Origin of the sequence: Amycolatopsis cynarae (assembly GCF_026802195.1) — a bacterium.
GTDB lineage: Bacteria > Actinomycetota > Actinomycetes > Mycobacteriales > Pseudonocardiaceae > Amycolatopsis_E > Amycolatopsis_E rhizosphaerae.
The window spans coordinates 1,525,554-1,550,466 of sequence record NZ_CP113836.1 but is presented as its reverse complement, the minus strand read 5'-3'; the positions used below and the strand labels follow the sequence as shown (position 1 = coordinate 1,550,466).

Below are 24,913 nucleotides of genomic sequence, written 5' to 3'. Positions count from 1 at the left end.
CCGCTTCGTCCGGTCACGGAGTGCGGAACCCCCGGAAGGTGACGTCCTTGCGCGCCTTGAAGCCGAGCCGCTCGTAGAGGGCGATGGCTCCGGTGTTCGCCTCGGCGACGTGCAGGAAGGGACGTTCACCGCGGGCCAGGACACGCGCGATGAGCGCACCGACCAGGCGGGCGGCGTGGCCTCGCCCCCGTGTCTCGGGAGCGGTGCACACGGCGCTGATCTCGGTCCAGCCCGCGGGTCGCAGCCGTTCCCCCGCCATCGCCACCAGCGCGCCTCGCTCGCGGATGCCGAGATAGGTGCCCAGTTCGTGGGTGCGCGGCCAGAACGGCCCCGGCCGGGTCCGCGCGACGAGGTCGAGCATCTCGGGCACGCTGTCCCCGCCCAGTACGACCACCTCGGTGCCGTTCCCGGACCGAGGGTGATCGGGCCGGCCGCTGCCGGGCCAGATCATCTGGCGGCCCTCGACGGCGAAGACCGGCTCCCAGTCCGGGGGCGGAGTGGCCGGGCAGGTGAACAGGTCGGCGAGCTCACCCGGGCCGAGCAGCCGGGCCAGGTCCGCCCATTCCGCCGCGTCCGGGTCGGCGGGCACCGCGGAGAAGGTGGCGACTCCCGGCACGTAACCGGCAGCCCGGCCCGAGCAGCGGGCGAACCGCGCGTGGTGGCCACGGAGTGACCAACCCACCGGGTCGTCGAGCACCAGGGCGTCGCGGTCCGCCATCAACCGTTTCCGGCGGGCTCGAGGAGGGCCACGCACTCCACATGGTGGGTCATCGGGAACGCGTCGAACGCCCGCAGCGCGGTCAGCCGGTAGCCATGAGCGCCGAAGGTCGCCAGATCCCGGGCCAGCGCCGCCGGATCGCAGGCCACGTACACCACCCGCTCGGGGCCGCGCCCGGCCACGGCCTCGACCACGGCGCGCCCGGCCCCGGCCCGCGGCGGATCCAGCACCACCACCGACGGGCGGCCCTCGAGCCCGGGCAGCACCCGCTCCACCTGGCCCGGCAGCCAGCGCACCTGCGGCAGGTCCGCGAGCGCCGCTTCGCCGTCGGTGACGGCACGGCGGCCCGACTCGACCGCGACGACCTCCCCCTGGAGACCGACCTGAGCGGCCAGCACGGAGGCGAACAACCCGACCCCGGCGTAGAGGTCCCACGCCAGCCCGCCGTGTGGCGCACGCGCCCACTCACCGGCCACGGCGGCGAGCGTGTCGGCGGCGGCCGGATGCACCTGCCAGAAGCCGTGCGCGTCGAGCTTCCAGTCCCGGCCGGCGGCATGCTGCACCGCGACACCGCCGCTGATCTGCCGGGCGCGCCGCTTGCCCCGCACCATGCTCAGCTCACGGACGTGGGTATGCCCCTCGGCATCCCGGGTGACCTCGAGTTCGCTCCCCGGCCGCCACCGCCGGGACAGCACCGGTTCCAGCGCGCCCGGCACCGAAATCGGGCAGTCCTCGAGCGGCACCACCCGGTGGCTGCGGTGCGCCCGCAACCCGGCACGGCCGTCACGGCCCGCCACCAGCCGGACCCGGCTGCGCCAGCCCAGCGGCCCGCCGGGCAGCGCCTCCACCTCGACCGCACGCTCGATGCCCGCCAGCCGGCGCAGCTGCTCCTCGACCACCCGGGCCTTCAGCTCGCGCTGGAACTCCGGGGCCGCGTGCTGCCAGTCGCATCCGCCGCAGCCCCCCGGCGCGGCCAGCGGGCACGGCGGCTCGACCCGCTGCGGCACCGGCCGCAGCACGCGGACCGCGTCCGCCCGGCAGAACGACCCGCCCTTGTCCTCGGTGACCTCGGCCAGCACGAGCTCGCCCGGCAACGCGTGGCGGACGAACACCACCCGTCCCTCGAACCGGGACACGCAGTGCCCGCCGTGGGCCACCGGACCCACCTCGACCTCGAAGGTCCGGCCCAGCCAGCTCTCGCCCGTCACGAGCCGTCCTTACGCCCCGCGGGCGCTCGGTAGAGACCGCGCCGCACGTCGCCGGCTGCCGGACGCAACCGGGCCCGGTTGACCGCCTTGACCGACGACGCCAGCTGCCACGGCACGCTCGTCACCATCACGCCCGGCTGGAACAGCAGGCGGCCCTTGAGCCGCAGCGCGCTCTGGTTGTGCAGCAACTGCTCCCACCAGCGCCCCACCACGTACTCGGGGATGAACACGGTGACCACGTTACGCGGATTGTCGCCACGCACCCGCTTCACGTAGTCCACGACCGGCCTGGTGATCTCCCGGTACGGCGACTCCAGCACCTTCAGCGGCACCTTGAAGCCGTGCTCGTCCCACTCCTTGGTGAGGCCACGGGTTTCCTCGTCGTCGACGTTGACCGTGACCGCCTCGATCACGTCGGGCCGCACCGCCTTCGCGTAGGCGAGCGCCCGCAGCGTCGGCAGGTGCAGCTTGGACACCAGCACGATCGCGTGGTTGCGCGAAGGCAGCACGTCGGGCTGGTACCCGTCGGTCTCGGCCAGTTCCGTGGCCACCCGGTCGTAGTGCCGCCGGATCGCCGTCATCAGCAGGAAGATCGCCACCATGGCGGCGATCGCGATCCACGCGCCCAGCAGGAACTTGGTGACCAGCACGATCACCAGCACGAGGCCGGTCATGGTCAGGCCGATCGCGTTGACCGTCTGCGAACGGCGCATCCGCCGTCGTGCCTGAGGATCGGTCTCGCGGGCCAGCAGCCGGTTCCAGTGCCGGATCATGCCGGCCTGGCTGACCGTGAAGGACACGAACACGCCGACGATGTAGAGCTGGATCAGCTTGGTGACCTCGGCGTTGAACGCGAAGATCAGCACCAGCGCGAAGGCCGCCAGGAACAGGATCCCGTTGGAGAAGGCCAGCCGGTCGCCCCGGGTGTGCAACTGGCGGGGCAGGTACCGGTCCTGCGCGAGGATCGAGCCCAGCACCGGGAAGCCGTTGAACGCCGTGTTGGCGGCCAGCAGCAGGATGATCCCGGTGGCGAAGGAGATGTAGTAGAAGGCGGGCGGGAACCCGGCGAACACCGCCTGCGCGATCTGCGTGACGATCGTCTTCTGCTGGTAGCCCGCGGGCGCGCCGAACAACTGCCGTGCCGGGTCTTCGGCGAACTTGACGCCGGTGATCCGCGCCAGCGCGATGATGCCGATCAGCATGGTCACCGCGAGCAGGCCCATCATCAACAGGGTGGTCGCCGCGTTGCGCGACTTCGGCTTACGGAAGGCGGGCACGCCGTTGCTGATGGCCTCGACCCCGGTCAGCGCGGCGGCACCGGAAGAGAAGGCACGCAGGATCAGGAATCCGTAGGCGAAACCGGCCAGCGAACTCTCTTCGTGCAGTTCGAACCCGGCGCTTTCGGCCCGCATCGGCGTGCCGGCCACCGCCTCGATCAGCCCCCAGACCACCATGACCAGAATGCCGGCGATGAAGCCGTATGTCGGAATCGCGAAGGCCTTTCCCGATTCCCGCACCCCTCTCAGGTTGAGCGCGGTGAGGACGGCCACGATCAGCACCGCGCACAGCACCTTGTGCTCGGCGACGAACGGGATCGCGGACCCGATGTTGGCCACCCCCGACGAGGTCGACACCGCCACCGTGAGCACGTAGTCCACCAGCAGGGCACTGGCCACGGTCAGCCCGAACTTGCCCCCCAGGTTGGTGGTCGCGACCTCGTAGTCACCTCCCCCGCTGGGATAGGCGTGCACGTTCTGCCGGTAGGAGGCCACCACGACCAGCATCACCAGCGCGACGGCGATGCCGATCCACGGCGCGAGGGCATAGGCCGACAGGCCCGCCACGCTCAGCGTGAGGAAGATTTCCTCGGGCGCGTAGGCCACGCTGGACAGCGCGTCGGAGGCGAAAATCGGCAGCGCAATGCGCTTGGGCAGCAGGGTGTGGGACAGCCGGTCGCTGCGGAACGGACGGCCAAGCAGCAGCCTTTTGGCCACGGACGCAAACTTCGGCACGGCAGCAGCCTAACGTTCCCCGGGACAGGGTAGGTTCTCCGCTGGCGAAACGCGGGTAGCCGCCGTGTGGGTGAAGGCCCGCGGTGGCCGCCGGCGTACGGATCGCAGGCTAAGAGGAGGCAAGCGCGTGCACGTGGTGATCATGGGATGCGGCCGGGTCGGCGCGTCCCTGGCCGCGGCGCTGGAGCGCCTGGGGCACGAGGTCGCGGTCATCGACAAGAACCAGGAATCGTTCCGCCGCCTGGGCAGCGACTTCCACGGCAGGCAGATCCTCGGCATCGGTTTCGACCGCCAGGTCCTGATCGACGCGGGCATCGAGCGGGCCGGGGCGTTCGCGGCGGTGTCCAGCGGCGACAACTCGAACATCATCTCCGCCCGGCTGGCGCGCGAGAACTTCGGTGTCGAGCACGTCGTCGCCCGCATCTACGACCCCAAGCGGGCCGCGGTGTACGAACGGCTCGGCATCCCGACCGTGGCGACCGTGCCGTGGACCACCGACCGCTTCCTGCGTACGCTGCTGCCCGAAGGCGTGTCGTCGGCGTGGCGGGACCCGACGGGCAACGTGGCGGTGCTGCAACTTCCGCTGCACGAGGCGTGGGTCGGCCACTCCGTTCGCGAGCTGCAGGAGGCCACCGGCGCCAGGGTCGCGTTCGTGATGCGGTTCGGCACGCCGGTGCTGCCCGACAGCAAGACGGTGCTGCAGGCCGACGACCTGGTCTACGTCGCCGCCCGCTCGGGCACCCTCGGCGACGTCACCAGCGTGGCGGCCAAGGCACCCGAGGACTGACCAACACCTACTTCGGTGCGGGTGCCCCGCACGACTTCTAGGAGGACTCATGCGGGTCGCGATCGCGGGAGCGGGCGCCGTGGGCCGGTCGATCGCCGCCGAACTGATCGATGGCGGGCATCAGGTGATGCTCATCGAGCGGCAGGCGCACCAGTTCGAACCGGAGACCGTCGAGCAGGCGGACTGGGTGCTCGGTGACGCCTGCGAGGTCTCCACCCTGGAGGAATCGGGGATCGAGCGGTGCGACGTGGTGATCGCGGCCACCGGCGACGACAAGGTGAACGTCGTGGTGTCGCTGCTGGCCAAGACCGAGTTCGCGGTGCGGCGGGTGGTGGCCAGGGTGAACAATCCCGCCAACGAGTGGCTGTTCACCGAAGCCTGGGGGGTGGACGTGGCGGTGTCCACGCCCCGGATCCTCGCCGCGATGGTGGAAGAGGCCGTCAGCGTCGGTGACCTGGTGCGGCTGATGACCTTCCGCCACGGGCAGGCCAACCTCGTCGAACTCACCCTGCCGGACGAAACCCCGCTGGCGGGCCGCCCGGTGCGGGAGATCGCGCTGCCGCGGGATGCGGCGCTGGTCACCATCCTGCGGGGCGAGCGGGTCATCGTGCCGCAGCCGGAGGACCCGCTGGAGGCGGGGGACGAGTTGCTGTTCGTGGCTCCGGCCGAGGTCGAACCGGACATCCGCAAGGCACTTCTCGAGGGCTGAAGCACCGGAACGGCCCGGGGGGAAACGGCGCGGAGGCAGGGCCCCCAAAGCGGGGTCGGGCCGGGTTTCAGGCCTCGTTGGGACGGCCGCCGTACTTGAGGCGCAGCGCCTCCTCGGCGGCTTCCTCGGTGGCGGCCCTGTCCAGTTCGAGTTCCTTGATCCGCTGGTCGGACCGGCGCACGGCCCACACCACGACCAGCAGCGCCAGCGCGTACAACGGGTAGCCCATCGCGATCTTCGCGAACGCGAGCCAGCCGGTGTAGTCCGCGTTGTACAGCCAGCGCTGCACGATGAACCGGGCGAGGAACACCGCCGCCAGCGCCAGCGTCGCGAGGTCGTAGCCGAACCGGGAGCGCTTGTCCTTGCGCCACTCGCTGCCGGTGCCGTTGAGCAGGTTCCACACCACGCCGGCCAGCGGACGGCGCACCAGCACCGACAGCACGAACACGCCGCCGTAGACCAGGCTCGCCCAGATCCCGAACAGGAAGAACCCCTTGGCCGATCCCGTGCGGTAGGCGATGAACGCCGCGATCGCGACACCGAAGAAACCGGAAACGGCGGGCTGCAGCGGTTCCTTGCGCACCAGGCGCAGCACGGTGATCGCCACCGCGCTGCCCAGCGCGCACCAGATCGCGGGGAACAGCCCGAGGAACGCGTTGGCGAGGACGAACACCGCGATCGGCACCGACGAGTAGATCAGCCCGGACACGCCGCCCAGCTGTTCCAGCACGGTCGGCTGCTCGTCCTCGGTCTGCTGCTTGTCGGTGCCGGCGGGTTCAGTCACGTGTGGTTACCAACTCATGAGGTCGTCTGGAGCTCGTAGAACGGGTTGTACAGCACCTTGTGACCATCGCGCTCGGCCAGCCGGCCGCGCACCTTGATCGTCCGCCCGGGTTCGATCCCGGGGATCCGGCGCCTCCCGAGCCAGACTAGCGTCACGCCTTCGGTTCCGTCGAACAGTTCAGCCTGCAGTGTCGCCGCTTCGGTGGTCGGGCACAGCTGCACGCTGCGCAACCGTCCGAGCACGGTCACTTCCTCACCCGAGCGGCAGTCGCAGGCGCGCCGCGCCCCGACCGCCTCGGATTTTTCGGACAGATCGTCGGCGTCGAGTTCCTCGACGTCGCTGGTCAGTTTGCGAACCAACCGGCTGAAGTAGCCGCCGTCTTTGGCGGACATAGGCGGTGCTCCTGTACTCCGGGGCCCCCGACTTGAACGGCCCGTACGTGGTCAAGGCTAACCTTGTTGAAGGTGTTCCAGGCAAGGGAAACGGGCTTTGGGGCAAGATCGCAACGTGACCTCCGCTATGCCGAAGCCGATGGCCCTGATGCTGCCCGGCACCGGCTCCGACGAAATCTTCGTCCGCTCCGTTTTCGCAGGTCCGCTCGCCGCGTCCGGGATCGAGCTGGACGCGCCGGAACCACCGCCCGGAGCGCAACTGGCAGTGGGCTTTCTCACCATGATCGATTCGGTTGCTAACGCCCGGCAGGGACGGCTGCTGCTGGGCGGGATCTCCTTCGGGGCCCACCTCGCGGCGGAATGGGCGGTACGCAACCCCGGCCGGTGCGACGGCCTGCTGCTGGCCCTGCCCGCCTGGGCCGGAGAACCGGACGCGGCACCGGCCTCGCTCGCCGCCAAGGCGTCCGCCGACCTGGTGGAGCGGGAAGGACTCGAGAAGGCGCTCCGGTTGTCCGTGGCCGGTGTCGCGCCCTGGCTGGCCGGAGAACTCACCCGGGCCTGGCGACGGCACGGCGCGGGGCTGGCGGCGAGCCTGCGGGTGGCCGCGAACCGGGCCGCACCGACCCTGGAAGCCTTGAAGGAACTGGACATTCCAGTCGGTATCGCCGCCTGTGTCGACGATCCGGTGCACCCCGCCGAGATCGCCCATGCCTGGGCTGGGGCGCTGCCCCGCGCGACGGTCCGCGAAACCACTCTCGACCGGCTCGGTGCCGACCGCGAATCGCTCGGCCGGGCCGCCGTGGAAGCGTGGCAGGTCAGCCGGCTCAGTCGGCGCTAGCCACGAAGGCCCCCAGCCCGATCATCACCGCGCCACCGGCCACCCGCTGCCGGATCCGCCGCCGCCGGTCGGCGAGGAAACGCTGCGCGATGTTCCCGGCGAACACCCCGACCACCAGGTCGGCGATCATCGCCAGTACCAGCGCGATCATCCCCAGCAGGCCGAACGCCACGGGGGCGGGCGTGGTACCGGGATGCACGAAGTGCGGCAGCAGCGCCATGAAGTACAGCGCCGTCTTGGGATTCAGCAGTTCGGTGAGGATGCCCTGGGCGAGCGGGGAACGCACGAGTTTGCGGGCATTCCCTTCCGCCGTCTCCGGTTCACCGTCGTCGTGCCGGTGCCGGATCGCCTGCACGCCGAGATAGACCAGATAGGCCGCCCCGGCGAACCTCACCACGGTGAAGGCCGTCGTCGAGGCGGCCAGCAGGGCGGAAAGCCCGAGTGCCGCGGCGAGTACGTGCGCCGAGCAGCCGATGGCATTGCCCAAGGCCGACAGCACGCCCTCGCGGCGCCCGCCGCGCAGCCCGCGGGCCAGCACGTACAGCATCCCCGGGCCCGGGGTGAACGCGAAGACGGCCGCCGTCCCCAGAAAGATCAGCCATTCGGTGGAGTTCGGCATGCGGTGATCCTAGGGATCCCCGCATGCCCCTCCCCAGCGAATAATTCAGGCCTGCTGCTGGGCCTGCTGCTCCGCGATGTGCTGCGCGACCGCCTCGGGCAGCGTGATCGGCAACGGCGTGCGCACCGGCATCGGCGCGTCCCCGCGCACCACCACGGTGCCCCGCACGATCTCCCGCAGGGTCGCGGGCGCGTCCGCGGCCAGCGATTGCGGACCCGCGATCACCCCGCGCAGCATCCAGCGGGGACCGTCCACCCCGACGAAGCGCAGCGCCACATCACCGATGAGGGCCGACAGCTCGAAACCCCATTCCCCTTCTCCGGGCGAGACCTTCGCGCCGTCGGCGCGCAGCTGTGCGGTCAGCTCGTCGCCGACCTCGGCCCACAGCCCACCGGACTTCGGCGCGGCATAGGCGCTCACCGTGACCTGACCGTGCGGGGTCACCACGTGCACGGCACGGACACCGCCCGCCGCCGGGTCCATCTCGACCTGCACCTGCGAACCATCCGGAACCGGGACCCGCACCGAGCCCAGATCGATGCGCGGGATCCCGTCCTCGGGCGCGTCGGCGACGTCGAACGGCCCCTCGGTCACCGCCGGTGCCGGCTCCTCGTAGTCGTCCTCCGCCTCGGCGACCGCGGCCCGCTCCGGCATCGCGTGCCGGCCACCCGACCGCCGCTTGCGTCCGAAAATGCCCACTACTTCCTCGCTCCTTCCCCCGTCACACCGTCCAGCGTGGCATGACCGCCCGTGGACCCGTAACCGCCCTCCCCGCGCTCGGATGGCGCGAGGCCGGCCACCTCCACGAACTCGGCGGTCTCCACCCGCTGCACGATCAGCTGCGCGATCCGGTCGCCCCGCGACAACCGGATCGGCGTACGGGGATCGTGGTTGATCAGGCAGATCCGGATCTCCCCGCGATAGCCGGAGTCGATCGTGCCCGGCGTGTTGACCACCGACAGGCCCACCCGCGCCGCCAGCCCGGACCGCGGATGCACGAAACCCGCGTACCCCTCCGGCAACGCGATCGCGATCCCCGTGCCGACCACGGCCCGCTCCCCCGGCGCGAGTTCCACGTCGCTGGTGGTCACGAGATCGGCACCGGCGTCGCCGGGCCGGGCGTAACCGGGCACGGGAACATCCGGATCGAGACGGGTAAGCAGGACCTGCACGGAGGGCACGGGCGGCGAGACTACCCTGAAGGCGTGGGTGAGAGCGCAAGTACGGCCGGTGCGCCGGTGAACCAGGACCGCGGTGCCGACCGCACGCTGCACGCGGAGCGGCTTTACGTACCTTGGTGGGGCTGGCCGCTGCCGCTGCTCGCGGCGGTGCTGCTGGCCGCCGAAGTCCACATGGGATACCCGGGCGTGCGGGCCTGGCTGCCCTATGTGGTGCTGCTCCCCCTGATGATCGCCTGGCTGATCTCGATGAGCCGGACCAAGGTCGAGGTCACCGAGACCGAGTTGCGCGTGGGCAAGGCCCGCCTGCCGCTGCGGTTCGCGGGCGAGGCCGAGGTCATCGGCCGCGACCGCAAGCGCAAGGCGCTCGGACCCGAACTCGACCCTGCCGCCTTCGTCGTCCACCGCGGCTGGGTCGGCCCGGTGGTGCGGGTGCACCTCACCGACCCGGACGATCCGACCCCGTACTGGGTGTTCAGCACCCGCAAGCCCGAGGCCGTGGCCGCCCTGCTGCGGAAGGCCTAGCCCAGGCCGCACTCACGGTCGCCCGTGAGCGCGCCCTCGCGACGTTCCTCGTACCGGACTTCGGCCTGGTTCACGCACAGTCGCGGCAGATCATCTGGCCGTTGTTCTCCTCGGCCAGACGACTGCGGTGATGCACCAGGAAGCACACGGAGCAGGTGAACTCGTCCGCCTGCTTCGGCACCACCTTGACGGTCAGGTCTTCACCCGAGAGTCCCGACAGATCCGCACCTGGGAGTTCGAAGTTCTCCGCGGACGCGTCCTCGTCGACGTCCACAACCCCGGACTGGTTCTCGTTCCGCCTGGCCTTCAGCTCCTCCAACGAGTCTTCGGCCAGCTCGTCGGCCTCGCTGCGGCGCGGAGCGTCGTAGTCGGTCGCCATTGTCCTTCACCCCTGCGATAGCTTCGATGTTGATTCTCCAGGCTCGCGATACACCTCCGCGCGCCCTTCGTGCCGCTGGACAACGTTCCAGCGCCCCTGTTTGTGCCCGGCGCCGTAGTGAGGCGGGTCTCTCTTCGGCGAGTGGTGTGGGGACCCTGATCTACGGCTGGAGCCCGCAGAGGGTAGCTCACCTCATACCCGGAGCTGCAACGGGTTAGACCACGGCGCGCCGACCTCACCCCCGAGGGGGAGATCCGAGGGGGAAAATCCCAGGTGAACCGCCTAGTCAGACCCACTCGAGAGGCGGTTTCGGCGTTGGTGCACTGTAACGCTTACGCTGATCAGGTGCGACGGTCCAGGCAGCGGGGACGGTCGGCGGAGTCGGGAAGGATGTCGGGCTGGTGGCGTCGGGGATCGGGCTGGGCAACCGCAAGAAGCGGGGCTATCGCAGACGTCGTCCACTACCCGCAGTGATCTTCATCGGGGTACTCGGCCTGGTCGCGATGGTGATCTGGGTGCGGGCGATCACCAGCCGGGCGGACATCGACGCGGTGCTGCGCTGCGATCCGGGACCGACCCCCGCCCAGGGCATGACCTTCACCTCACTGAGCCACTCCGCGCTCGACGACATCGCGCCGGTCCCGCCGGACAAGGTCGCGGTCAAGGTGCTCAACGCGAGCCAGTTGCGCGGCCAGGCCGCGATCACCACGGAGGGTCTGCGCGAGCTCGGCTTCACACAGATCGCACAGCCGGAGAACGACCCGTACTACCCGAAGGACACCGCGGCCAAGTGCCGCGGCCAGATCCGCTTCGGCGACAACGGCGTGTCCGCGGCCCGCACGCTCAGCCTCGTGCTGCCGTGCGTCGAACTGGTCAAGGACACCCGGGCCGACGCCTCGGTGGACCTGTCCATCGGCGGCACCTTCGGCGACATCCGGCCCACCCAGCAGGCGCGCCAGATCCTGCAGCAGTTGCAGACCTGGTCCACGCAGCATTCCAACGGCAACGAGCAGTCCGCCCCGGGCTCGCCGGTGCTGGACCCGGCCCTGCTCGCCGCCGCCCGCAACGTCGCCTGCTGAGCTCCGCGACACGGCTGTGACGGGGCCGAAGTCCTTCGCGGGCGTGGCGGGCAGCTAGACGTCCTGGGCGCCGGAGGCGACGAGGACGTCGCGCAGCGGGCCCGCGATGCCGGGTGCGGCGGCGAAGGTCGCGTCGGTGCCCAGGCCGGGGTCCTCCCCGGGCAGGCTGACCGTGGCACCGGCCTCGGCCGCGACCAGCGCACCGGCGGCCCAGTCCCAGCGGTGCAGCCCGTGCTCGAAGTACGCGTCCGTCCAGCCCGCCGCGACGGCGCACAGGTCCAGCGACGCCGCGCCCGGCCGCCGGATGTCCCGGACGTGCCCGAGCAGGTTCGCGACCATCCGGGCCTGGCGTTCGCGGCGCTCGGCCCCATAGGAGAAACCCGTGGCGACGAGGGTGAGGCCGAGCCGGTCCGCCGACGAGACGCGCAGCGGGTGCCCGTCGAGCCACGCGCCCTGACCGCGCACCGCGCTCCAGCAGCGGCCGTCGACCGGCTCCACGACCGCCCCGGCGACCGAGACCCCGTCGATCTGCGCGGCCACCGACACCGCGAAAGCCGGTGAGCCGTAAAGGAAGTTGACCGTGCCGTCGATCGGGTCGACCACCCACGTCACCCCCTCCCCCGCGGCACCGCCCTCCTCCTCGCCGAGGATCTCCTCCCCGGGCCGCAGGACGGCCAGCCGCTCGCGGATCAGCCGCTCGGAGGCGCGGTCCACGGCGGTCACCACGTCCGTGTCGGTGGACTTGGTGTCGAACGACACCGTTTCACCTGCCAACATGGCGGTACGGGCCTGGCGCACGAGGGCGGCCGCCTCCCCGGCGACCGCCACGGCGGTGTCTTTCAACTCAGTCTCGAAGGCTCCCACTCCACCATGTGACCACATGCGGATAAAGTCTCGTGGACAGGCTTCTGAATCGAGAAGGAAGGGATCACGCCAATGACGGCGACCCGCGGTTTCGGTATCGACATCGGCGGCAGCGGTATCAAGGGCGCCCTTGTCGACCTGGAAAAGGGCGCGCTCATTGGCGACCGCCTCCGCATCGACACGCCCCGGCCCGCCACCCCTGAGGCGATCGCCGAGGTGGTGGCCCAGGTGGTCGCCCACTTCGGCTGGGACGGGCCGGTGGGCATCACACTGCCCTCGGTCATCAAGAAGGGCGTCGCCCTCACCGCGGCCAACATCGACCCCAGCTGGATCGGCACCGACGCGGACGCGCTGTTCGCCAAGCGCCTCGGCCTGCGCGTCGAGGACGTCGTCATGCTCAACGACGCCGATGCCGCCGGCCTGGCCGAGATCCGCTACGGCGACCCCGCCGCCGGCCGGGGCGTGACCACCCTGCTCACCTTCGGCACCGGGATCGGCAGCGCGCTGTTCCAGGACGGCAAGCTGGTCCCCAACACCGAGTTCGGCCACGTCGAGGTCGACGGCCACGACGCCGAGAAGCGCGCGGCCGCTTCGGTGAAGGACAACGAGGGGCTTTCCTACCCACATTGGGCGAAGCGGGTAAACCGTTACCTGACCGTGTTGGAGAACCTGATCTGGCCGGATCTGTTCATCGTCGGCGGCGGGGTCAGCAAGAAGGCGGACAAGTGGGTTCCCCTGCTCGACATCCGCACGCCGGTCACGGTGGCGTCCCTGCAGAACAACGCCGGGATCGTCGGAGTGGCGGCTGCCGCGGCGGAAGGCCTCCATCATTGATCTTGAAGTACCGGCCGGTTCCGGCAGGGGATCGATGATCGCCCGCAACGCTTCGGCGTATCGTCGTTACAATGGAACACGGCCCACGGTCGCGGAAAGCAAAACCGCAGGCCGCGGGACGTTCCCCGAATCTGAGGCAACCGGGTTCCACCGACCCGGCTCGCCGTGATCGACCGCTGCGAAAGGGCGTACGTGGCAGCCGCAAAAACCGCTACCCGAAGCGGCACGAAGACAACGAGCGCGGAACCCGACGCAGGCGTTGAGGCCGCCGCCACCGAGCAAAAGAGCGCCGCCAAGAAGCCGGCCGCCCGCAAGACGACCGCAAAGAAGGGTCCGGCCAAGCCCCGTACCCGGAGCAAGGCTGCACCCAAGACCGAAGACGGCGAGCCTGACGGTCCCGGCGGCGAGGACCTGGAAGACGTCGATCTGGACGCCGACCTCGCCGACCTGGAAGAGGTCGAGGTCGACGTCGACGACTCCAGCGCCGGCGAAGAGTCCGACGACGAAGACGACGACGAAGAAGAGGCGGAGGCCCCGCGCAGCGAACGCAGTTCGCGGGCGAAGTCCTCGAACGACCCCGACTTCGTCTGGGACGAAGAGGAGTCGGAGGCGCTGCGGCAGGCCCGCAAGGATGCCGAGCTGACCGCCTCGGCCGACTCGGTCCGGGCCTACCTGAAGCAGATCGGCAAGGTCGCGCTGCTCAACGCCGAGGAGGAGGTGGAGCTCGCCAAGCGCATCGAGGCCGGGCTCTACGCCGCCGAACGCGTCCGCATCGCCGAGGAGGAGGGCGAGAAGCTCCCCACCCAGATGCGCCGTGACCTGAAATGGATCGTGCGCGACGGCGAGCGTGCCAAGAACCACCTGCTGGAGGCGAACCTCCGGCTGGTCGTCTCGCTCGCCAAGCGCTACACCGGCCGCGGGATGGCGTTCCTGGACCTCATCCAGGAGGGCAACCTCGGTCTGATCCGCGCCGTCGAGAAGTTCGACTACACCAAGGGCTACAAGTTCTCCACGTATGCCACGTGGTGGATCCGGCAGGCCATCACCAGGGCGATGGCCGACCAGGCCCGCACCATCCGTATCCCGGTGCACATGGTCGAAGTGATCAACAAGCTGGGCCGGATCCAGCGCGAGCTGCTCCAGGACCTCGGGCGCGAGCCCACCCCGGAAGAGCTGGCCAAGGAGATGGACATATCGCCGGAGAAGGTGCTGGAGATCCAGCAGTACGCCCGGGAGCCCATCTCGCTCGACCAGACCATCGGCGACGAGGGCGACTCGCAGCTCGGTGACTTCATCGAGGACAGCGAAGCCGTGGTAGCGGTCGACGCCGTCTCGTTCACGCTCCTGCAGGACCAGTTGCAGTCCGTGCTGCAGACGCTGTCCGAACGGGAGGCGGGGGTGGTGCGGCTGCGCTTCGGCCTCACCGACGGCCAGCCGCGCACCCTGGACGAGATCGGCCAGGTCTACGGCGTGACCCGCGAACGGATCCGCCAGATCGAGTCGAAGACGATGTCCAAGCTGCGTCACCCGTCGCGTTCGCAGGTGCTGCGCGACTACCTGGACTGAGCAGTCCGGCACGTCCCAGAGACGGAAAAGGCCGCCATGCCTCCCGCGTGGCGGCCTTTTCGCTCCTCCCTCGCCGTCACCGCTTCGCCGCCCGCTACCGTGCGGACCCCGGGGCGCTCTTCTACCGTGAGGTGAATGGGAAAAAGGCGCACCCTTGACGTCGACGACATCCTCGCGCGTCAGGAATCCGGGGAACTGCGACGCCATCTGCGGGGCCGGGACCTGATCGGGTTCGGCGTCGGCGTCATCATCGGCACCGGGATCTTCACCCTGGCCGGGGTGGAGGCGAAGACGCACGCCGGTCCGGCGGTCACCCTGTCGTTCGTGATCGGCGCGATCGTCGCCGGGCTCGCGGCCGTGTGCTATGCCGAACTCGCCTCCAGCGTGCCGACCGCGGGCAGTGCCTACACCTATGCCTTCGCGACCCTGGGCGAACCCTTCGCCTGGATCATCGGCTGGGATCTGCTGCTGGAGTTCGCCCTCGGCACGGCGGTGGTGTCACGCGGCTGGTCGGGGTATCTGGCGAACCTGCTGGGCCTGCCCTCCTCCTGGTTCGGGGAGGAAGCGACGGTGAACGTGGGCGCGGTGCTGATCATCGCGGTGCTCACGGCGGTCGCGGTGGCCGGCATCCGGGAATCGGCCTGGGCGACGAACGTGCTGGTCATCGTGAAGGTCGCGGTCTGCGTGCTGATCCTGGTGGTCGGCGTCTTCTTCGTCAGGGGCGCGAACCTGACCCCGTTCATCCCGCCCGCACAGCCCGCGCCCGGCGCCGGCGGTGTGCTGCACCAGCCGGTGGCGCAGGCCGGGCTGGGGCTGGCCCAGTCGGTCTACGGAATGGCCGGGGTGCTCAGCGCCGCGGCGATCGTCTTCTTCGCCTACACCGGTTTCGAAGCGCTGGCCAACCTCGGCGAGGAAACCCGCAACCCCCAGAAGGACCTGCGGGTCGGCCTCCTGGGCGCGCTGGGCGTGTGCGCGCTGCTCTACATCGGGGTCTCGTTCGTGCTGACCGGCATGGTGCCCTACACCCGGATCGACACCGGGGCGCCGCTGGCCTCGGCCTTCGAGTCGGTGGGCATGCACTGGATCGGCGCGCTGATCTCGCTCGGCGCGGTCACCGGCCTGACCTCGGTCATGCTGGTCGAACTGGTCACCATCGGGCGCATCGGGTTCGCGATGGGCCGGGACGGGCTGCTGCCCGACGCGCTGGGCCGCACACATCCACGCTGGGGCACCCCGCATCTGATGACGATCGGCGGGGCGGTGCTGATCGCCGTGCTGGCCGCGTTCGTTCCGATCACCGAACTGTCCGACATGGTCAGCATCGGCGCGCTGTCGGCGATGATCATCGTGGCGGTGGCGGTCCCGGTGCTGCGGAAGCGGCGCCCCGACCTGCACCGGCCGTTCAGGGTGCCGTTCTCCCCGGTGGTCCCGATCCTGGCCGCGCTGGCCTGTTTCTACCTCACACTCAACCTGAGCGTGCTGACCTGGATCCGGTTCGCCGTCTGGCTCGTCCTCGGCCTGGTGATCTACTTCGCCTACGGCCGCCGGCACTCCCGTCTGGCCGAGCGGGTCACGGCCAGTACGCGACGGACAGGCCGGCCGCGGTGACCAGTTCCGCCGCGGCCGGTTCGTCGGCCTCCCGGACCACGAGCAGCAGGCCGCCGGGGGTGGACAGCCGTTCCCGGCGCAGCGCCTCGGCGAGCCTGCCCAGCGGCTGGAAGTGCACTCCGCGGTCCCCCAGTCCGGGATAAGTGTCCACAACGGACACCAAAGTGCCGCCGGGGCCGTGCAGGGTGCCGGCCAGCAGCACGAAATGCCCGGTGCGCCAACGGGAATTCCACATCGGCGGCAGGCCGCCTTCGAGGTAGTCCGTCAACGCGCGCTCGGGTGTGTCGTGCGCGCCGAACTCGCCGGTGTCCACATTGGCCACCAAAGCCACCCACGGCAGCTGGTGGCATCCCTGGAGCAGCCGGTGCAGCCCGGGGACCTTCCAGTCCCCCGAGGCCGGGACCGCCTTCAGCCGGCCCGAGGAGAGGATCTCCACGGCGCGGGCGACCCCGCCTGCCGAGGCCCCGGCCTCGGCGGCCTCACCGGCTCGGGGAAGCGCGACGCGGTAGTCGTCGCGGCCCTTCTCCCCCGGTGGCAGCCCGGCCGCCGGATCGGCCGCCAGCCGCACCCCGGCCGCCACCGCGGCCTCGTCCTGATCCAGCACCGGAATTCCGTACGCTCGCACGGAAACCAGCGCGGCGAAGGCCCCGCAGAGATCGTTCTTCTGGGGCATCTCCGCACGCGCCTCGGCGACCAGCGCTTCGGCGCCGGGAAACCAGCGGGACCGTCGCAGCAGGAGCACTAGTACCGCCAAAGGTGTGCCGCGACGATTTCGTCCGGTTCGCGTTCGGCCGCCCAGTCGAGGTCGGCCTTGCGCACCGCCCGGAAAGCGCCGAGCAGCTCCTCACCCAGCACCTCGCGAATCCGGGGCGACGCGACCAGGGCCGCGTCCTGCTCGGCGGGTGTGCTGGGCAGGCGGACCACCCCCCGCGCCGCGCGCTGCTCCTCGGTCCACGTGCCCGGGTCCGCCGCGATGGGTTCGGGCAGCCGCAGCCCGTCGACCATCCCGGCGACGCCCGCGGCGAGCACCGCCGCCAGCGCCAGGTAGGGGTTGGCGGACGCGTCCGAGGGTTTGAGCTCGACGTTGGCGTTGCTCTCACCCAGCAGCTCGGTCGCGGGCACGTACCGCAGCGGTGCCTCGCGGTTCTCCACGCCCCAGAATCCGTAGGCGCTGGCGAAGAAACCGGGCCGCAGCCGCATCGTCGAGGGCACGCTCGGCGCGGTGATCGCGGTGAGTGCGGGCAGATCCCGCAGGAGCCCGGCGAGGTAGCCCGCCCCTTCGGAGTCCGGCACCCCGGCGAGGAGGTTCCGGTCGCCGCGCCACAGAGAGGTGTGCAGGTGCCAGCCGTTCCCCACCGCACCCTCGCTGATGACCGGCGCGAAACTGACCTTCAGCCCGTGTGCCCTGGCCGCGGCGTGGATGGTCTGCCGGGCCAGCAGCTGGTCGTCGGCGGCCGAGAGCGGATCGGTGGCCCGCAGCGACAGTTCGAGCTGGGCCGGGCCGTACTCGGCGTGCAGCTGGTTCAGCGGCAGCCCGTTGGCGTCGAAGTCGTGCAGGAGAGCCGCGACGAACTCGTCGAGTTCGAGCAGGCCGTGCGGGCTGTAGGCGGGGCCGGGGTGCCCGGGCGCGGAAACGATGTCCGGGCTGCCCGCCGGCGCGACCGCGAACTCCAGCTCGTATCCGGCCTTCAGCGTGAAACCCCGCGCCTTGGCGGTCTCGACCTGTCGCTGCAGCACTGTGCGCTGGCAATACGGCCACGGCCGCCCGTCCGCGGTGATCTGGCGCCCGGGTGCCCAGGCGAGCGAGGGCTGTCGTGACAGCCGCCTCAGTCGTTCGAGCACAGGTACCACCCGGATGTCACCGGAGGGGGTGCCGAGATCCGGGTGGGCGAAGGTGATCTCGTCGTGGGTGTCGAAGACGGCGAACAGCGCTGTGGCGCCGACCCCTCGCGCGGCGGCGTCGGCCAGTCCCGCGATCGGCACGACGCGGGAGCGCGGGATGCCGTTGTTGTCCGCCCAGGCGAGCTGGACGCCGGTGATCCCGGCCACAGCCAGATCCTTCGCGGCCGCCGACGCTGCCTTGGTCATGGTGTGAAGTGTCTCACGAGTCACAGGGGTTGAAATCCCCTCCGGAGCCGATCTCAGCCGTTTTCGGCAATCGGGCGATTACGCTCAGAACGAACAGGGGGCGGCGCGACCGCCGTCGGCAAAGGCCCGTTCCGGTGGTTTGAGCCGCGGGACGCTTCCCCAAAACCCGCATCTGACCAGGAAAAACGCATGGTCTGGACGTTTCGTGAAGGTTTCACTGTCCGGATGGCGGGAAAGGCTCTACGACATCCGGGGTAATTCGGCGTGACGGAGGTCCCACCATGACGGGAACACTTGCGACCTGCTCAGCGTCTGCAAGAGTGGAAGCAACGACCACCCCGGAGCCGGTGGCACCCGCCCCGGCATCAGTGCCGAAGTGATCGCGCTGGATAGGCATCGGGGCACCGATGCCGGGACGGAGGGAGACCCCCATGACATCACCCACGCTCACCCGCCCCGAACTGACCGCTGCCGACCGTTGCGACCGCTGCGGCGCCGCAGCTCAGGTACGAGCGATTCTCGCCAACGGCGGTGAGTTGCTCTTCTGCGGCCACCACGCCCGCGAGTACGAGCCGAAGCTCAAGGAGATGGCGGCGGAGATCCAGCGCTAGGGACTCCAAGACCAGCGAGAGGGCGGGCGCTCACGGGGCGCCCGCCCTTTCCGTGTTCCCGGCCGGTTCCAGGTCGGCTACCAGGAACGCAGGGTGACGATCCGCTCCTCCAACTGCTCCACCGAGGCCATCGCGGTCGGCGGGCCACCGCAGACCCGCCGCAGTTCGCTGTGGATCGCGCCGTGGGGCTTCTTCGTCCGGTGGTGGTACACCCCGACCAGGGCGTTGAGCTCCTTGCGCAGGGAGGCGATGCGTTCGGACACCGACTGCGGCCGCCGGGGCGCCTGCGCCGGCTCCTCCTTGGCCGGTTTGCGGCGCTTCGCGTCGGCCAGCTGCTCTTCCTGCCGCTTGCGCAGCAGCGCCCGCACCTGGTCGGGTTCGAGCAGCCCCGGCAGGCCCAGGTACTCCTGTTCCTCCTCGCTGCCGGAGAACACCGCGGTCCCGAACGAGTTGCCGTCGAAGATCACCTGGTCCAGCTCGGCCGAGGCGCCCAGCGAGGTGAACGACTTCTCCTCCTCGCCCGGCTCATCCTCGGTGCGGTTGGCCTGCGCCAGCAGTTCGTCGTCCCAGCCGTCCTTTTCCCGGTGCGGCTTGCCGAGCACGTGATCGCGCTGGGCCTCCAGCTCGCTGGCCAGCTCCAGCAGCACCGGCACGCTGGGCAGGAACACGCTCGCGGTCTCACCCTTGCGCCGGGCCCGCACGAACCGGCCGATGGCCTGCGCGAAGAACAGCGGGGTGGAGGCACTGGTGGCGTAGACGCCCACGGCAAGGCGCGGAACGTCCACCCCCTCCGACACCATCCGCACCGCGACCAGCCAGCGGTCTCCGGACTCGGCGAACTCGCCGATGCGCTGGGTGGCCTTCGGGTCGTCGGAGAGCACGACCACCGGGTTCTCCCCGGTGATCCCCTGCAGCAGCTTCGCGTAGGCCCGCGCCGACTCCTGGTCGGTGGCGATCACCAGGCCCCCGGCATCGGGCATGCCGCTGCCGCGCAACTGCTGCAACCGGGTGTCCGCGGCCTGCAGGACCGCGGGCATCCACTCGCCGCCCGGGTCCAGCGCGGTACGCCACGCGCGGGCGGTCTGCTCGGCCGTGAGCGGTTCCCCCAGGCGGGCGGTGAACTCCTCACCCGCGCTGGTGCGCCAGGAGGCCTCACCCGAGTAGGCGAGGAAGACCACCGGCCGCACGACCCCGTCGGCGAGCGCGTCGGCGTAGCCGTAGGAGTGGTCCGGCTTGCTGCGCAGGGCGCCGTCACCGTCGGGCTCGTAGGTGATGAACGGGATGGGCGAATCGTCGCTGCGGAACGGGGTCCCGGTCAGCGCGAGCCTGCGGACCGCCGGGGTGAACGCCTCCCGCACCGCGTCGCCCCAGGACTTGGCGTCCCCGCCGTGGTGGATCTCGTCCAGGATCACCAGCGTCTTGCGGGTCTCGGTCCGGACCCTGTGCAACGTGGGATGGGCCGCGACCTGCGCGTAGGTCAGCGCCACGCCCTGGTAGTCCGAGGAGGTGGCCCCCTGGCCGTTGCGGTAGTTCGAGTCGATCGCGATGCCCTGCGTGGCGGCCGAGGCGGCCCACTGGTGCTTGAGGTGTTCGGTGGGCGTGACGATGGTGATCGACTCGATGGTGCGGTCGGAGAGCAGTTCGGCCGCGATGCGCAGGCCGAACACGGTCTTCCCGGCGCCCGGCGTCGCCACCGCGAGGAAGTCCTGAGGCCTGGTGGTCAGGTACTTCGTCAGCGCGCGCCGCTGCCAGGCGCGCAGCGGGCGCGCGGTCGCGTCGTGCTGCGGCTCCGGTGCGGTGATTTCGCCGACTTCACGGACGCGGTGTCCATTCCCACTACGCTGGGCCGTGTCCGACAAGGATGGTCCCCCTCCTCTCGCCGACAGGAACGCCACATGCGAAAACCCCCACGGTGTGGTCCGGCCGCGACGCCGGACGCGGGTGAGGGTGCAGCGAGAAGAGTACCGGGCGGCTCGCGGCGGGGCCGCCAACGCCACGGGCAAGTGGAACACGCCACAGGTGTAACGGGCCAAATCCGCGAAAATCGACCATTCTGGAACTCGCGATGAGCAACCAGACCGAGCCCGAGCCGCCCCGCAAGGGGGCACGGCGCCTGATCGCCCGGACGCTCGACAAGGCGTGGGACGGCAACATCTTCTCGGAGGCGGCGGAAGCGGCGTTCTGGCAGACGCTGTCCCTGCCCCCGCTGCTGCTGGGCCTGCTGGGCAGCCTCGGTTTCATGGGCGACTGGTTCGGGCCCGGGTTCGTGGCCGATGTCCACGACAAGATCATCGGCTTCTGCCGTCAGGTGTTCACCGGCAACGTGGTGAAGCAGATCATCGAACCGACCGTCGACGACATCCTGCACATCGGGAAGGGCGAGATCGTCTCCGTCGGCTTCCTGATCTCACTGTGGGCCGGCTCGTCGGCGATGTCGTCGTTCGTGGACGCGATCACCGTGGCCCACGACCAGTACGGCGTGCGCAACGAGGTGTGGCAGCGGATCTTCGCGCTGCTGCTCTACCTGGCCAGCCTGATCCTGCTGGTGATCGGCCTGCCGGTGATCGCGATCGGCCCGGACCTGCTGATCGACTTCTTCCCCCAGTCCTGGCGTCCGACGCTGTCCACCTGGATCGGCATCGGCTACTACCCGGTGGTGGCGCTTCTGCTGATGCTGGCGCTGGCCACGCTGTACAAGCTGGCACTGCCGCGGCGCCTGCCGTGGCACCGCGGCCTGCCCGGCGCCGCACTGGCCATGGTGATCTTCCTGCTCGCCAGCGTGGGCCTGCGCATCTACCTGACCTGGATCACCAGCACGGGCTACACCTATGGCGCGCTGGCCACCCCGATCGCGTTCCTGCTGTTCACCTTCTTCATCGGGCTGGCCGTGGTGGGCGGCGCCTACTTCAACTCCGCGATCCAGGAGTTGTGGCCGGCGAAGATGACGCGGCGGCAGCGGCGGAAGTGGCGCCGGCTGGAGATGGAACGGCTGAAGGAGCGGATGCGCGAGGAGGCCGCCGGGGCGGGCCGGAGCCTGTGGGAGCGCACCACGACGCCGCTGCGGCGGCCACGCGGCAAGGGCGAGGACGAGACCCCGGCAGACGACTCCCCCTAGCCGGGTCGCCTCCGGTTACGCGGTGCTGTGAGGGGACTCCTCACGGTCGTTTCGACGGTGAGGGGCCCCTCACGGCACCACCGGCAAGTGCCGGGACTATTCCGCGCCGGGGCCGGGCTGCAGGCTCTCGTAGATCTCCTTGCAGGCCGGGCAGACCGGCGAGCCGGGCTTGGGCGAGCGCGTCACCGGGAAGACCTCGCCGCACAGCGCCACCACGTGCGTGCCCATGACCGCACTTTCGGCGATCTTGTTCTTGCGCACGTAGTGGAACATCTTCGGTTCGTCGCTGTCGGTCTGGTCCGTGGTCTCCGGCCGGGTGTCGACCTCGGGCAGCGTCATGGTGCTCATGTCTCCATGATGCCGCAGCACCCTCCGGACACGAAGGCTTGGTCGTTGTACCTACTGGTATGTACAGTGTGCGCATGCCTCTCGTTCGCATCGACGCTCCGGACAGCTACGACCAGGACACCCTCACCGCCCTCGGCGACGCCGTGCACCAGGCGATGACCGAGACCATCGACGTGCCCGGGGACGACTTCTTCCAGGTCATCACCCGGCACGAGCCCGGCCAGGTGCGGTACGACCGCGGTTACCTCGGCATCACGCGCGGTGACGGGTTCGTCGTGGTGGCCATCACCCTGCGTGCCGGACGGCTCTACCAGCAGAAGACCGCGCTCTACCGCCGCATCACCGAACTCGCCCGCGACCGTGCCGGCATCGACCCGGCCGACGTCTTCATCGCGCTCACCGAGAACCAGCCGGTCGACTGGTCCTTCGGTGAGGGGAAGGCCCAGTACCTGCCCTGAGGACGCCGGAGGGGGCCGGACTGGGGGACAATGATCGTTTGTGACCCCAGTTTCCCCTTCCGGCGAGGTCGCCGACGCCGTCAACAGCGGCAGGCCCGTCGTCGCGCTCGAAAGCACCATCCTCTCCCACGGGCTGCCGCCCGGCCGCAACCTCGACGTGGCACGCCGCCTGGAGGAGACCGTCCGCGCCGCGGGCGCGGTGCCCGCCACCATCGCGGTGCTCGACGGCGAGGCCGTCGTCGGGCTGTCCCCCGCCCAGCTGGAGCGCGTGTGCGCCCCCGGTGCGGACCTGGACAAGCTGTCGCTGCGCGATCTCGGCCCGGCGATCGGCCTTGGCCGCTCCGGCGCCACCACGGTGGCGAGCACCTCGGCGCTGGCACACGCGGCGGGAATCGGGGTGTTCGCCACCGGCGGACTCGGCGGGGTGCACCTCGGGGCGAGCGAGTCCTGGGACGTCTCCGCCGATCTGGGCGTGCTGGCCCGGATTCCCACCCTCGTGGTGTGTTCGGGTGTCAAGTCGGTGCTCGACATCGCCGCGACCCTGGAGGTCCTGGAGACGAACTCGGTGCCGGTACTGGGTTATCGGACCGACGAGTTCCCGGCCTTCTACCGGCGCGGTTCCGGGCACTCCGTGCCGTGGCGAGTGGACGATCCGGCCCAGGCGGCCGCCGTGGTCGCGGCCCACCGCCGGTATGCGGATTCCGGCGTGCTGCTGGCCAACCCGATCCCCGCGGAGTCCGAAATGGACAGGGAGCTGCACGATCGGCTGCTGGCCGAGGGGCTCGAAAAGCTGCGTGCCGGCGGCGTGCACGGGCAGGACGTGACGCCGGTGCTGCTGGAGCACTTCCACACCGCCAGCGGCGGCGCGAGCCTGGACGCCAACGAGGCGCTGGTGCTGTCCAACGCCCGGCTGGCCGCCGAGATCGCGGTGGCTCTGGCGGCCTCGGCATGAGGGTGATCGTGGTCGGCGACGCCGGGCTCGACGTGGTCGCTCGCCACGACGAGGTGGTGCACGGCGGCGACTCGCGGGCCGAGGTCCGCCTCACCGGCGGCGGCGCGGGCGCCAACACCGCCCGCTGGCTGACCGAAGCCGGCGTGGACACCACCCTCGTCACGCGCATCGGAGACGACGCCGGCGGCCACTGGGTGCGGCAGGATCTGGAAGCGGCGGGCGTGCGGTGTGCCTTCACCGTCGATGCCGAGGCCGCCACCTGCTGTGTCGTGGTGCTCGTCGATGGCGAGGGGCAGCGCAGCATGCTCGCCGCCCGGGGAGCCAACGCACGGTTCGCGCCCGGTGACCTCGACCCCGCTCTCCTTGCCGGGGCGCGGCACCTGCACCTGTCCGGCTACGTGCTGCTCGACCCGTCCTCGCGGGCGGGCGGGCTCGCCGCTCTCTCCGCCGCCCGCGCGGCGGGCCTGACCACCTCGGTCGACCCCCAGGCCGCCGCGCTGCTCACCGACCCCGCCGCCTTCCTCGAGGACGTGCGGGGCGTCGACCTCCTGCTACCCAACACCGACGAGTTGCTGGCGCTGACCGGTTCGGCCGAACCGGCGGGCGCCGGGCGGCTGCTGGACACGGTCGGTGCGGTGGCCGTGACGGCGGGTCTGGACGGAGCCGCCTGGGTGGACGGCGAGGGCGTCACGAGCGTGCCGTCCGAAGCGGTGACCTGCGTCGATTCGACGGGCGCGGGCGACGCCTTCGACGCGGGCCTGCTTTCGGCCTGGTTGCGCGGGGAATCCCCCCTCGAGGCACTGCGGGCCGGGGTGCGGCTCGGTGCGAGGGCGGTCAGCGTGCCGGGGGCGCAGCCGGAGCGGCTCAGCCGTCGATGACGCGGTGTTCGCGGTGCTCGATCGCCTTGACCTCACGCTGGAAGTGGTTGACCTTTTCCGCCTTGCGGGGCGGGCGGTCGTTGGCGATCAGCACCGCGACCCACGGCAACGGCACCGACAGCACCACGAACAGCAGTGCCAGCCACCAGGTGTGGTAGAAGACACCGGCGAGCACCAGGCACGGGAAACGCAGGCCCATCATCAGCGCGTACTTGCGCTTGCGGGCGGCGTGCTCGTCCTCGAAGGAGGGGGCGGCCTCGGTGATGAGAACCGGCTCGGCCTCTTTCCCGGACGACCGGGGGGACCTGCTCACTACGACCACCTCCGCCGTCCATGCTGCCACTCGGCGTGCCCCGGCGACAG

Annotated in this window: 28 protein-coding genes; 13 read left to right on the top strand and 15 right to left on the bottom strand. The window is 70.6% G+C overall.

Going from position 1 to position 24,913, the window contains the following annotated elements; all coding sequences use genetic code 11:
* Window positions 1-13 precede the first annotated feature (13 nt).
* Genes ORV05_RS07610 through ORV05_RS07600 form a run of 3 tightly spaced genes read right to left on the bottom strand, consistent with a single transcriptional unit; the run spans window position 14 to window position 3,938 of the window.
* On the bottom strand, window positions 14-718 hold the full coding sequence (locus ORV05_RS07610; protein WP_268757734.1) for a GNAT family N-acetyltransferase: 705 nt from the start codon (window positions 716-718) through the stop codon (window positions 14-16).
* On the bottom strand, window positions 718-1,926 hold the full coding sequence (locus ORV05_RS07605) for a class I SAM-dependent RNA methyltransferase (protein WP_268757733.1): 1,209 nt from the start codon (window positions 1,924-1,926) through the stop codon (window positions 718-720). The genes ORV05_RS07610 and ORV05_RS07605 overlap by 1 nt, the downstream gene beginning before the upstream one ends.
* On the bottom strand, window positions 1,923-3,938 hold the full coding sequence (locus ORV05_RS07600; protein ID WP_268757732.1) for an APC family permease: 2,016 nt from the start codon (window positions 3,936-3,938) through the stop codon (window positions 1,923-1,925). The genes ORV05_RS07605 and ORV05_RS07600 overlap by 4 nt, the downstream gene beginning before the upstream one ends.
* Window positions 3,939-4,065: 127 nt before the next feature.
* Here ORV05_RS07600 and ORV05_RS07595 point away from each other — a divergent pair, with 127 nt between their 5' ends.
* Window positions 4,066-4,725 carry a potassium channel family protein gene (locus ORV05_RS07595; protein WP_268757731.1) on the top strand — a complete coding sequence of 220 codons (660 nt, stop codon included), beginning with the start codon at window positions 4,066-4,068 and terminating at the stop codon, window positions 4,723-4,725.
* A gap of 49 nt (window positions 4,726-4,774) precedes the next feature.
* Window positions 4,775-5,434, top strand: a complete 660-nt coding sequence (locus tag ORV05_RS07590) for a potassium channel family protein (RefSeq protein ID WP_268757730.1) — start codon at window positions 4,775-4,777, stop codon at window positions 5,432-5,434.
* A 67-nt stretch (window positions 5,435-5,501) separates the two neighbouring features.
* Here the strand turns inward: ORV05_RS07590 and ORV05_RS07585 are convergent, their stop codons facing one another.
* The gene (locus ORV05_RS07585) at window positions 5,502-6,218 is read right to left on the bottom strand and encodes a DUF3159 domain-containing protein (protein WP_268757729.1); all 717 of its coding nucleotides are present in this window, start codon (window positions 6,216-6,218) and stop codon (window positions 5,502-5,504) included.
* 14 nt (window positions 6,219-6,232) lie between these two features.
* A complete protein-coding gene (locus ORV05_RS07580; protein ID WP_144590890.1) occupies window positions 6,233-6,610 on the bottom strand; it encodes an OB-fold nucleic acid binding domain-containing protein in 378 nt (125 codons plus the stop codon).
* A gap of 115 nt (window positions 6,611-6,725) precedes the next feature.
* On the opposite strand from ORV05_RS07580, the gene ORV05_RS07575 reads away from it, so the two are divergent.
* On the top strand, window positions 6,726-7,448 hold the full coding sequence (locus tag ORV05_RS07575) for an alpha/beta fold hydrolase (protein ID WP_268757728.1): 723 nt from the start codon (window positions 6,726-6,728) through the stop codon (window positions 7,446-7,448).
* On the opposite strand, the gene ORV05_RS07570 is transcribed toward ORV05_RS07575, so the two are convergent.
* Genes ORV05_RS07570 through dut form a run of 3 tightly spaced genes read right to left on the bottom strand, consistent with a single transcriptional unit; the run spans window position 7,435 to window position 9,248 of the window.
* Window positions 7,435-8,067: a LysE family translocator gene (locus ORV05_RS07570; RefSeq protein WP_268757727.1), complete on the bottom strand. Its 633-nt coding sequence runs from the start codon at window positions 8,065-8,067 to the stop codon at window positions 7,435-7,437. The two genes, ORV05_RS07575 and ORV05_RS07570, sit on opposite strands and share 14 nt — an antisense overlap.
* Before the next feature lie 45 nt (window positions 8,068-8,112).
* Window positions 8,113-8,766 (bottom strand): DUF3710 domain-containing protein, encoded by a 654-nt coding sequence (locus ORV05_RS07565; RefSeq protein ID WP_268757726.1) that lies wholly within the window; start codon window positions 8,764-8,766, stop codon window positions 8,113-8,115.
* On the bottom strand, window positions 8,766-9,248 hold the full coding sequence (gene dut / locus ORV05_RS07560; protein WP_268757725.1) for a dUTP diphosphatase: 483 nt from the start codon (window positions 9,246-9,248) through the stop codon (window positions 8,766-8,768). Before dut ends, ORV05_RS07565 begins: the two co-directional genes overlap by 1 nt.
* A gap of 24 nt (window positions 9,249-9,272) precedes the next feature.
* On the opposite strand from dut, the gene ORV05_RS07555 reads away from it, so the two are divergent.
* Complete coding sequence (locus tag ORV05_RS07555) at window positions 9,273-9,770, top strand: DUF3093 domain-containing protein (RefSeq protein ID WP_407652711.1); 498 nt, start codon at window positions 9,273-9,275, stop codon at window positions 9,768-9,770.
* A gap of 70 nt (window positions 9,771-9,840) precedes the next feature.
* Here ORV05_RS07555 and ORV05_RS07550 read toward each other — a convergent pair whose 3' ends face one another.
* Entirely contained in the window at window positions 9,841-10,149 is a 309-nt protein-coding gene (locus tag ORV05_RS07550) for a DUF4193 domain-containing protein (RefSeq protein ID WP_268757724.1), read from the bottom strand.
* A gap of 401 nt (window positions 10,150-10,550) precedes the next feature.
* Between ORV05_RS07550 and cei the strand changes: the two genes are divergently transcribed.
* Window positions 10,551-11,228 (top strand): envelope integrity protein Cei, encoded by a 678-nt coding sequence (cei, locus tag ORV05_RS07545; protein ID WP_268757723.1) that lies wholly within the window; start codon window positions 10,551-10,553, stop codon window positions 11,226-11,228.
* Between the two features lie 54 nt (window positions 11,229-11,282).
* Here the strand turns inward: cei and ORV05_RS07540 are convergent, their stop codons facing one another.
* Window positions 11,283-12,110 carry an inositol monophosphatase family protein gene (locus ORV05_RS07540; protein WP_268757722.1) on the bottom strand — a complete coding sequence of 276 codons (828 nt, stop codon included), beginning with the start codon at window positions 12,108-12,110 and terminating at the stop codon, window positions 11,283-11,285.
* A 54-nt stretch (window positions 12,111-12,164) separates the two neighbouring features.
* Between ORV05_RS07540 and ppgK the strand changes: the two genes are divergently transcribed.
* The 3 genes from ppgK (at window position 12,165) to ORV05_RS07525 (ending at window position 16,100) form a co-directional block, all read left to right on the top strand.
* Complete coding sequence (ppgK, locus tag ORV05_RS07535) at window positions 12,165-12,926, top strand: polyphosphate--glucose phosphotransferase (protein ID WP_268757721.1); 762 nt, start codon at window positions 12,165-12,167, stop codon at window positions 12,924-12,926.
* Window positions 12,927-13,118: 192 nt separating this feature from the next.
* Complete coding sequence (locus ORV05_RS07530) at window positions 13,119-14,492, top strand: RNA polymerase sigma factor (RefSeq protein ID WP_268757720.1); 1,374 nt, start codon at window positions 13,119-13,121, stop codon at window positions 14,490-14,492.
* 135 nt (window positions 14,493-14,627) lie between these two features.
* A complete protein-coding gene (locus ORV05_RS07525; RefSeq protein WP_268757719.1) occupies window positions 14,628-16,100 on the top strand; it encodes an amino acid permease in 1,473 nt (490 codons plus the stop codon).
* Here the strand turns inward: ORV05_RS07525 and ORV05_RS07520 are convergent.
* Both ORV05_RS07520 and ORV05_RS07515 read right to left on the bottom strand, forming a co-directional pair.
* A complete protein-coding gene (locus ORV05_RS07520) occupies window positions 16,063-16,842 on the bottom strand; it encodes a DUF6885 family protein (RefSeq protein ID WP_268757718.1) in 780 nt (259 codons plus the stop codon). The genes ORV05_RS07525 and ORV05_RS07520 overlap by 38 nt on opposite strands.
* Window positions 16,842-18,188 (bottom strand): type I glutamate--ammonia ligase, encoded by a 1,347-nt coding sequence (locus tag ORV05_RS07515; RefSeq protein WP_268757717.1) that lies wholly within the window; start codon window positions 18,186-18,188, stop codon window positions 16,842-16,844. Before ORV05_RS07515 ends, ORV05_RS07520 begins: the two co-directional genes overlap by 1 nt.
* A 431-nt stretch (window positions 18,189-18,619) precedes the next feature.
* Between ORV05_RS07515 and ORV05_RS07510 the strand changes: the two genes are divergently transcribed.
* On the top strand, window positions 18,620-18,799 hold the full coding sequence (locus tag ORV05_RS07510; protein ID WP_268757716.1) for a DUF7455 domain-containing protein: 180 nt from the start codon (window positions 18,620-18,622) through the stop codon (window positions 18,797-18,799).
* A 77-nt stretch (window positions 18,800-18,876) separates the two neighbouring features.
* Here the strand turns inward: ORV05_RS07510 and ORV05_RS07505 are convergent, their stop codons facing one another.
* Complete coding sequence (locus ORV05_RS07505) at window positions 18,877-20,658, bottom strand: DEAD/DEAH box helicase (protein WP_407652710.1); 1,782 nt, start codon at window positions 20,656-20,658, stop codon at window positions 18,877-18,879.
* A 206-nt stretch (window positions 20,659-20,864) separates the two neighbouring features.
* Between ORV05_RS07505 and ORV05_RS07500 the strand changes: the two genes are divergently transcribed.
* Entirely contained in the window at window positions 20,865-21,914 is a 1,050-nt protein-coding gene (locus tag ORV05_RS07500) for a YihY/virulence factor BrkB family protein (RefSeq protein ID WP_268757715.1), read from the top strand.
* Window positions 21,915-22,010: 96 nt separating this feature from the next.
* Here the strand turns inward: ORV05_RS07500 and ORV05_RS07495 are convergent, their stop codons facing one another.
* A complete protein-coding gene (locus ORV05_RS07495) occupies window positions 22,011-22,262 on the bottom strand; it encodes a DUF3039 domain-containing protein (protein WP_268757714.1) in 252 nt (83 codons plus the stop codon).
* A gap of 74 nt (window positions 22,263-22,336) precedes the next feature.
* Between ORV05_RS07495 and ORV05_RS07490 the strand changes: the two genes are divergently transcribed.
* From ORV05_RS07490 to ORV05_RS07480, 3 genes are read left to right on the top strand one after another with little or no spacing between them, the layout of a single operon-like run.
* On the top strand, window positions 22,337-22,720 hold the full coding sequence (locus ORV05_RS07490; RefSeq protein ID WP_268757713.1) for a tautomerase family protein: 384 nt from the start codon (window positions 22,337-22,339) through the stop codon (window positions 22,718-22,720).
* 40 nt (window positions 22,721-22,760) lie between these two features.
* Window positions 22,761-23,672, top strand: coding sequence for a pseudouridine-5'-phosphate glycosidase (locus ORV05_RS07485; protein WP_268757712.1), 912 nt, complete (start codon window positions 22,761-22,763; stop codon window positions 23,670-23,672).
* Window positions 23,669-24,550, top strand: a complete 882-nt coding sequence (locus tag ORV05_RS07480; protein WP_268757711.1) for a carbohydrate kinase family protein — start codon at window positions 23,669-23,671, stop codon at window positions 24,548-24,550. Before ORV05_RS07485 ends, ORV05_RS07480 begins: the two co-directional genes overlap by 4 nt.
* Here the strand turns inward: ORV05_RS07480 and ORV05_RS07475 are convergent.
* Window positions 24,537-24,872: a DUF3099 domain-containing protein gene (locus ORV05_RS07475; RefSeq protein ID WP_268759729.1), complete on the bottom strand. Its 336-nt coding sequence runs from the start codon at window positions 24,870-24,872 to the stop codon at window positions 24,537-24,539. The genes ORV05_RS07480 and ORV05_RS07475 overlap by 14 nt on opposite strands.
* Window positions 24,873-24,913: the final 41 nt, after the last annotated feature.

Bases quoted from the DNA above. Each gene is read 5' to 3' on its own strand.
- ORV05_RS07590 (WP_268757730.1), top strand. From the start codon at position 4,775: ATGCGGGTCGCGATCGCGGGAGCGGGCGCCGTGGGCCGGTCGATCGCC.
- ORV05_RS07580 (WP_144590890.1), bottom strand. From the start codon at position 6,610: ATGTCCGCCAAAGACGGCGGCTACTTCAGCCGGTTGGTTCGCAAACTG.
- ORV05_RS07490 (WP_268757713.1), top strand. From the start codon at position 22,337: ATGCCTCTCGTTCGCATCGACGCTCCGGACAGCTACGACCAGGACACC.
- ORV05_RS07610 (WP_268757734.1), bottom strand. From the start codon at position 718: ATGGCGGACCGCGACGCCCTGGTGCTCGACGACCCGGTGGGTTGGTCA.
- ORV05_RS07550 (WP_268757724.1), bottom strand. From the start codon at position 10,149: ATGGCGACCGACTACGACGCTCCGCGCCGCAGCGAGGCCGACGAGCTG.
- ORV05_RS07500 (WP_268757715.1), top strand. From the start codon at position 20,865: ATGAGCAACCAGACCGAGCCCGAGCCGCCCCGCAAGGGGGCACGGCGC.
- ORV05_RS07510 (WP_268757716.1), top strand. From the start codon at position 18,620: ATGACATCACCCACGCTCACCCGCCCCGAACTGACCGCTGCCGACCGT.
- ORV05_RS07480 (WP_268757711.1), top strand. From the start codon at position 23,669: ATGAGGGTGATCGTGGTCGGCGACGCCGGGCTCGACGTGGTCGCTCGC.
- ORV05_RS07495 (WP_268757714.1), bottom strand. From the start codon at position 22,262: ATGAGCACCATGACGCTGCCCGAGGTCGACACCCGGCCGGAGACCACG.
- ORV05_RS07570 (WP_268757727.1), bottom strand. From the start codon at position 8,067: ATGCCGAACTCCACCGAATGGCTGATCTTTCTGGGGACGGCGGCCGTC.
- ORV05_RS07525 (WP_268757719.1), top strand. From the start codon at position 14,628: ATGGGAAAAAGGCGCACCCTTGACGTCGACGACATCCTCGCGCGTCAG.
- ppgK (WP_268757721.1), top strand. From the start codon at position 12,165: ATGACGGCGACCCGCGGTTTCGGTATCGACATCGGCGGCAGCGGTATC.
- ORV05_RS07540 (WP_268757722.1), bottom strand. From the start codon at position 12,110: ATGTGGTCACATGGTGGAGTGGGAGCCTTCGAGACTGAGTTGAAAGAC.
- ORV05_RS07515 (WP_268757717.1), bottom strand. From the start codon at position 18,188: ATGACCAAGGCAGCGTCGGCGGCCGCGAAGGATCTGGCTGTGGCCGGG.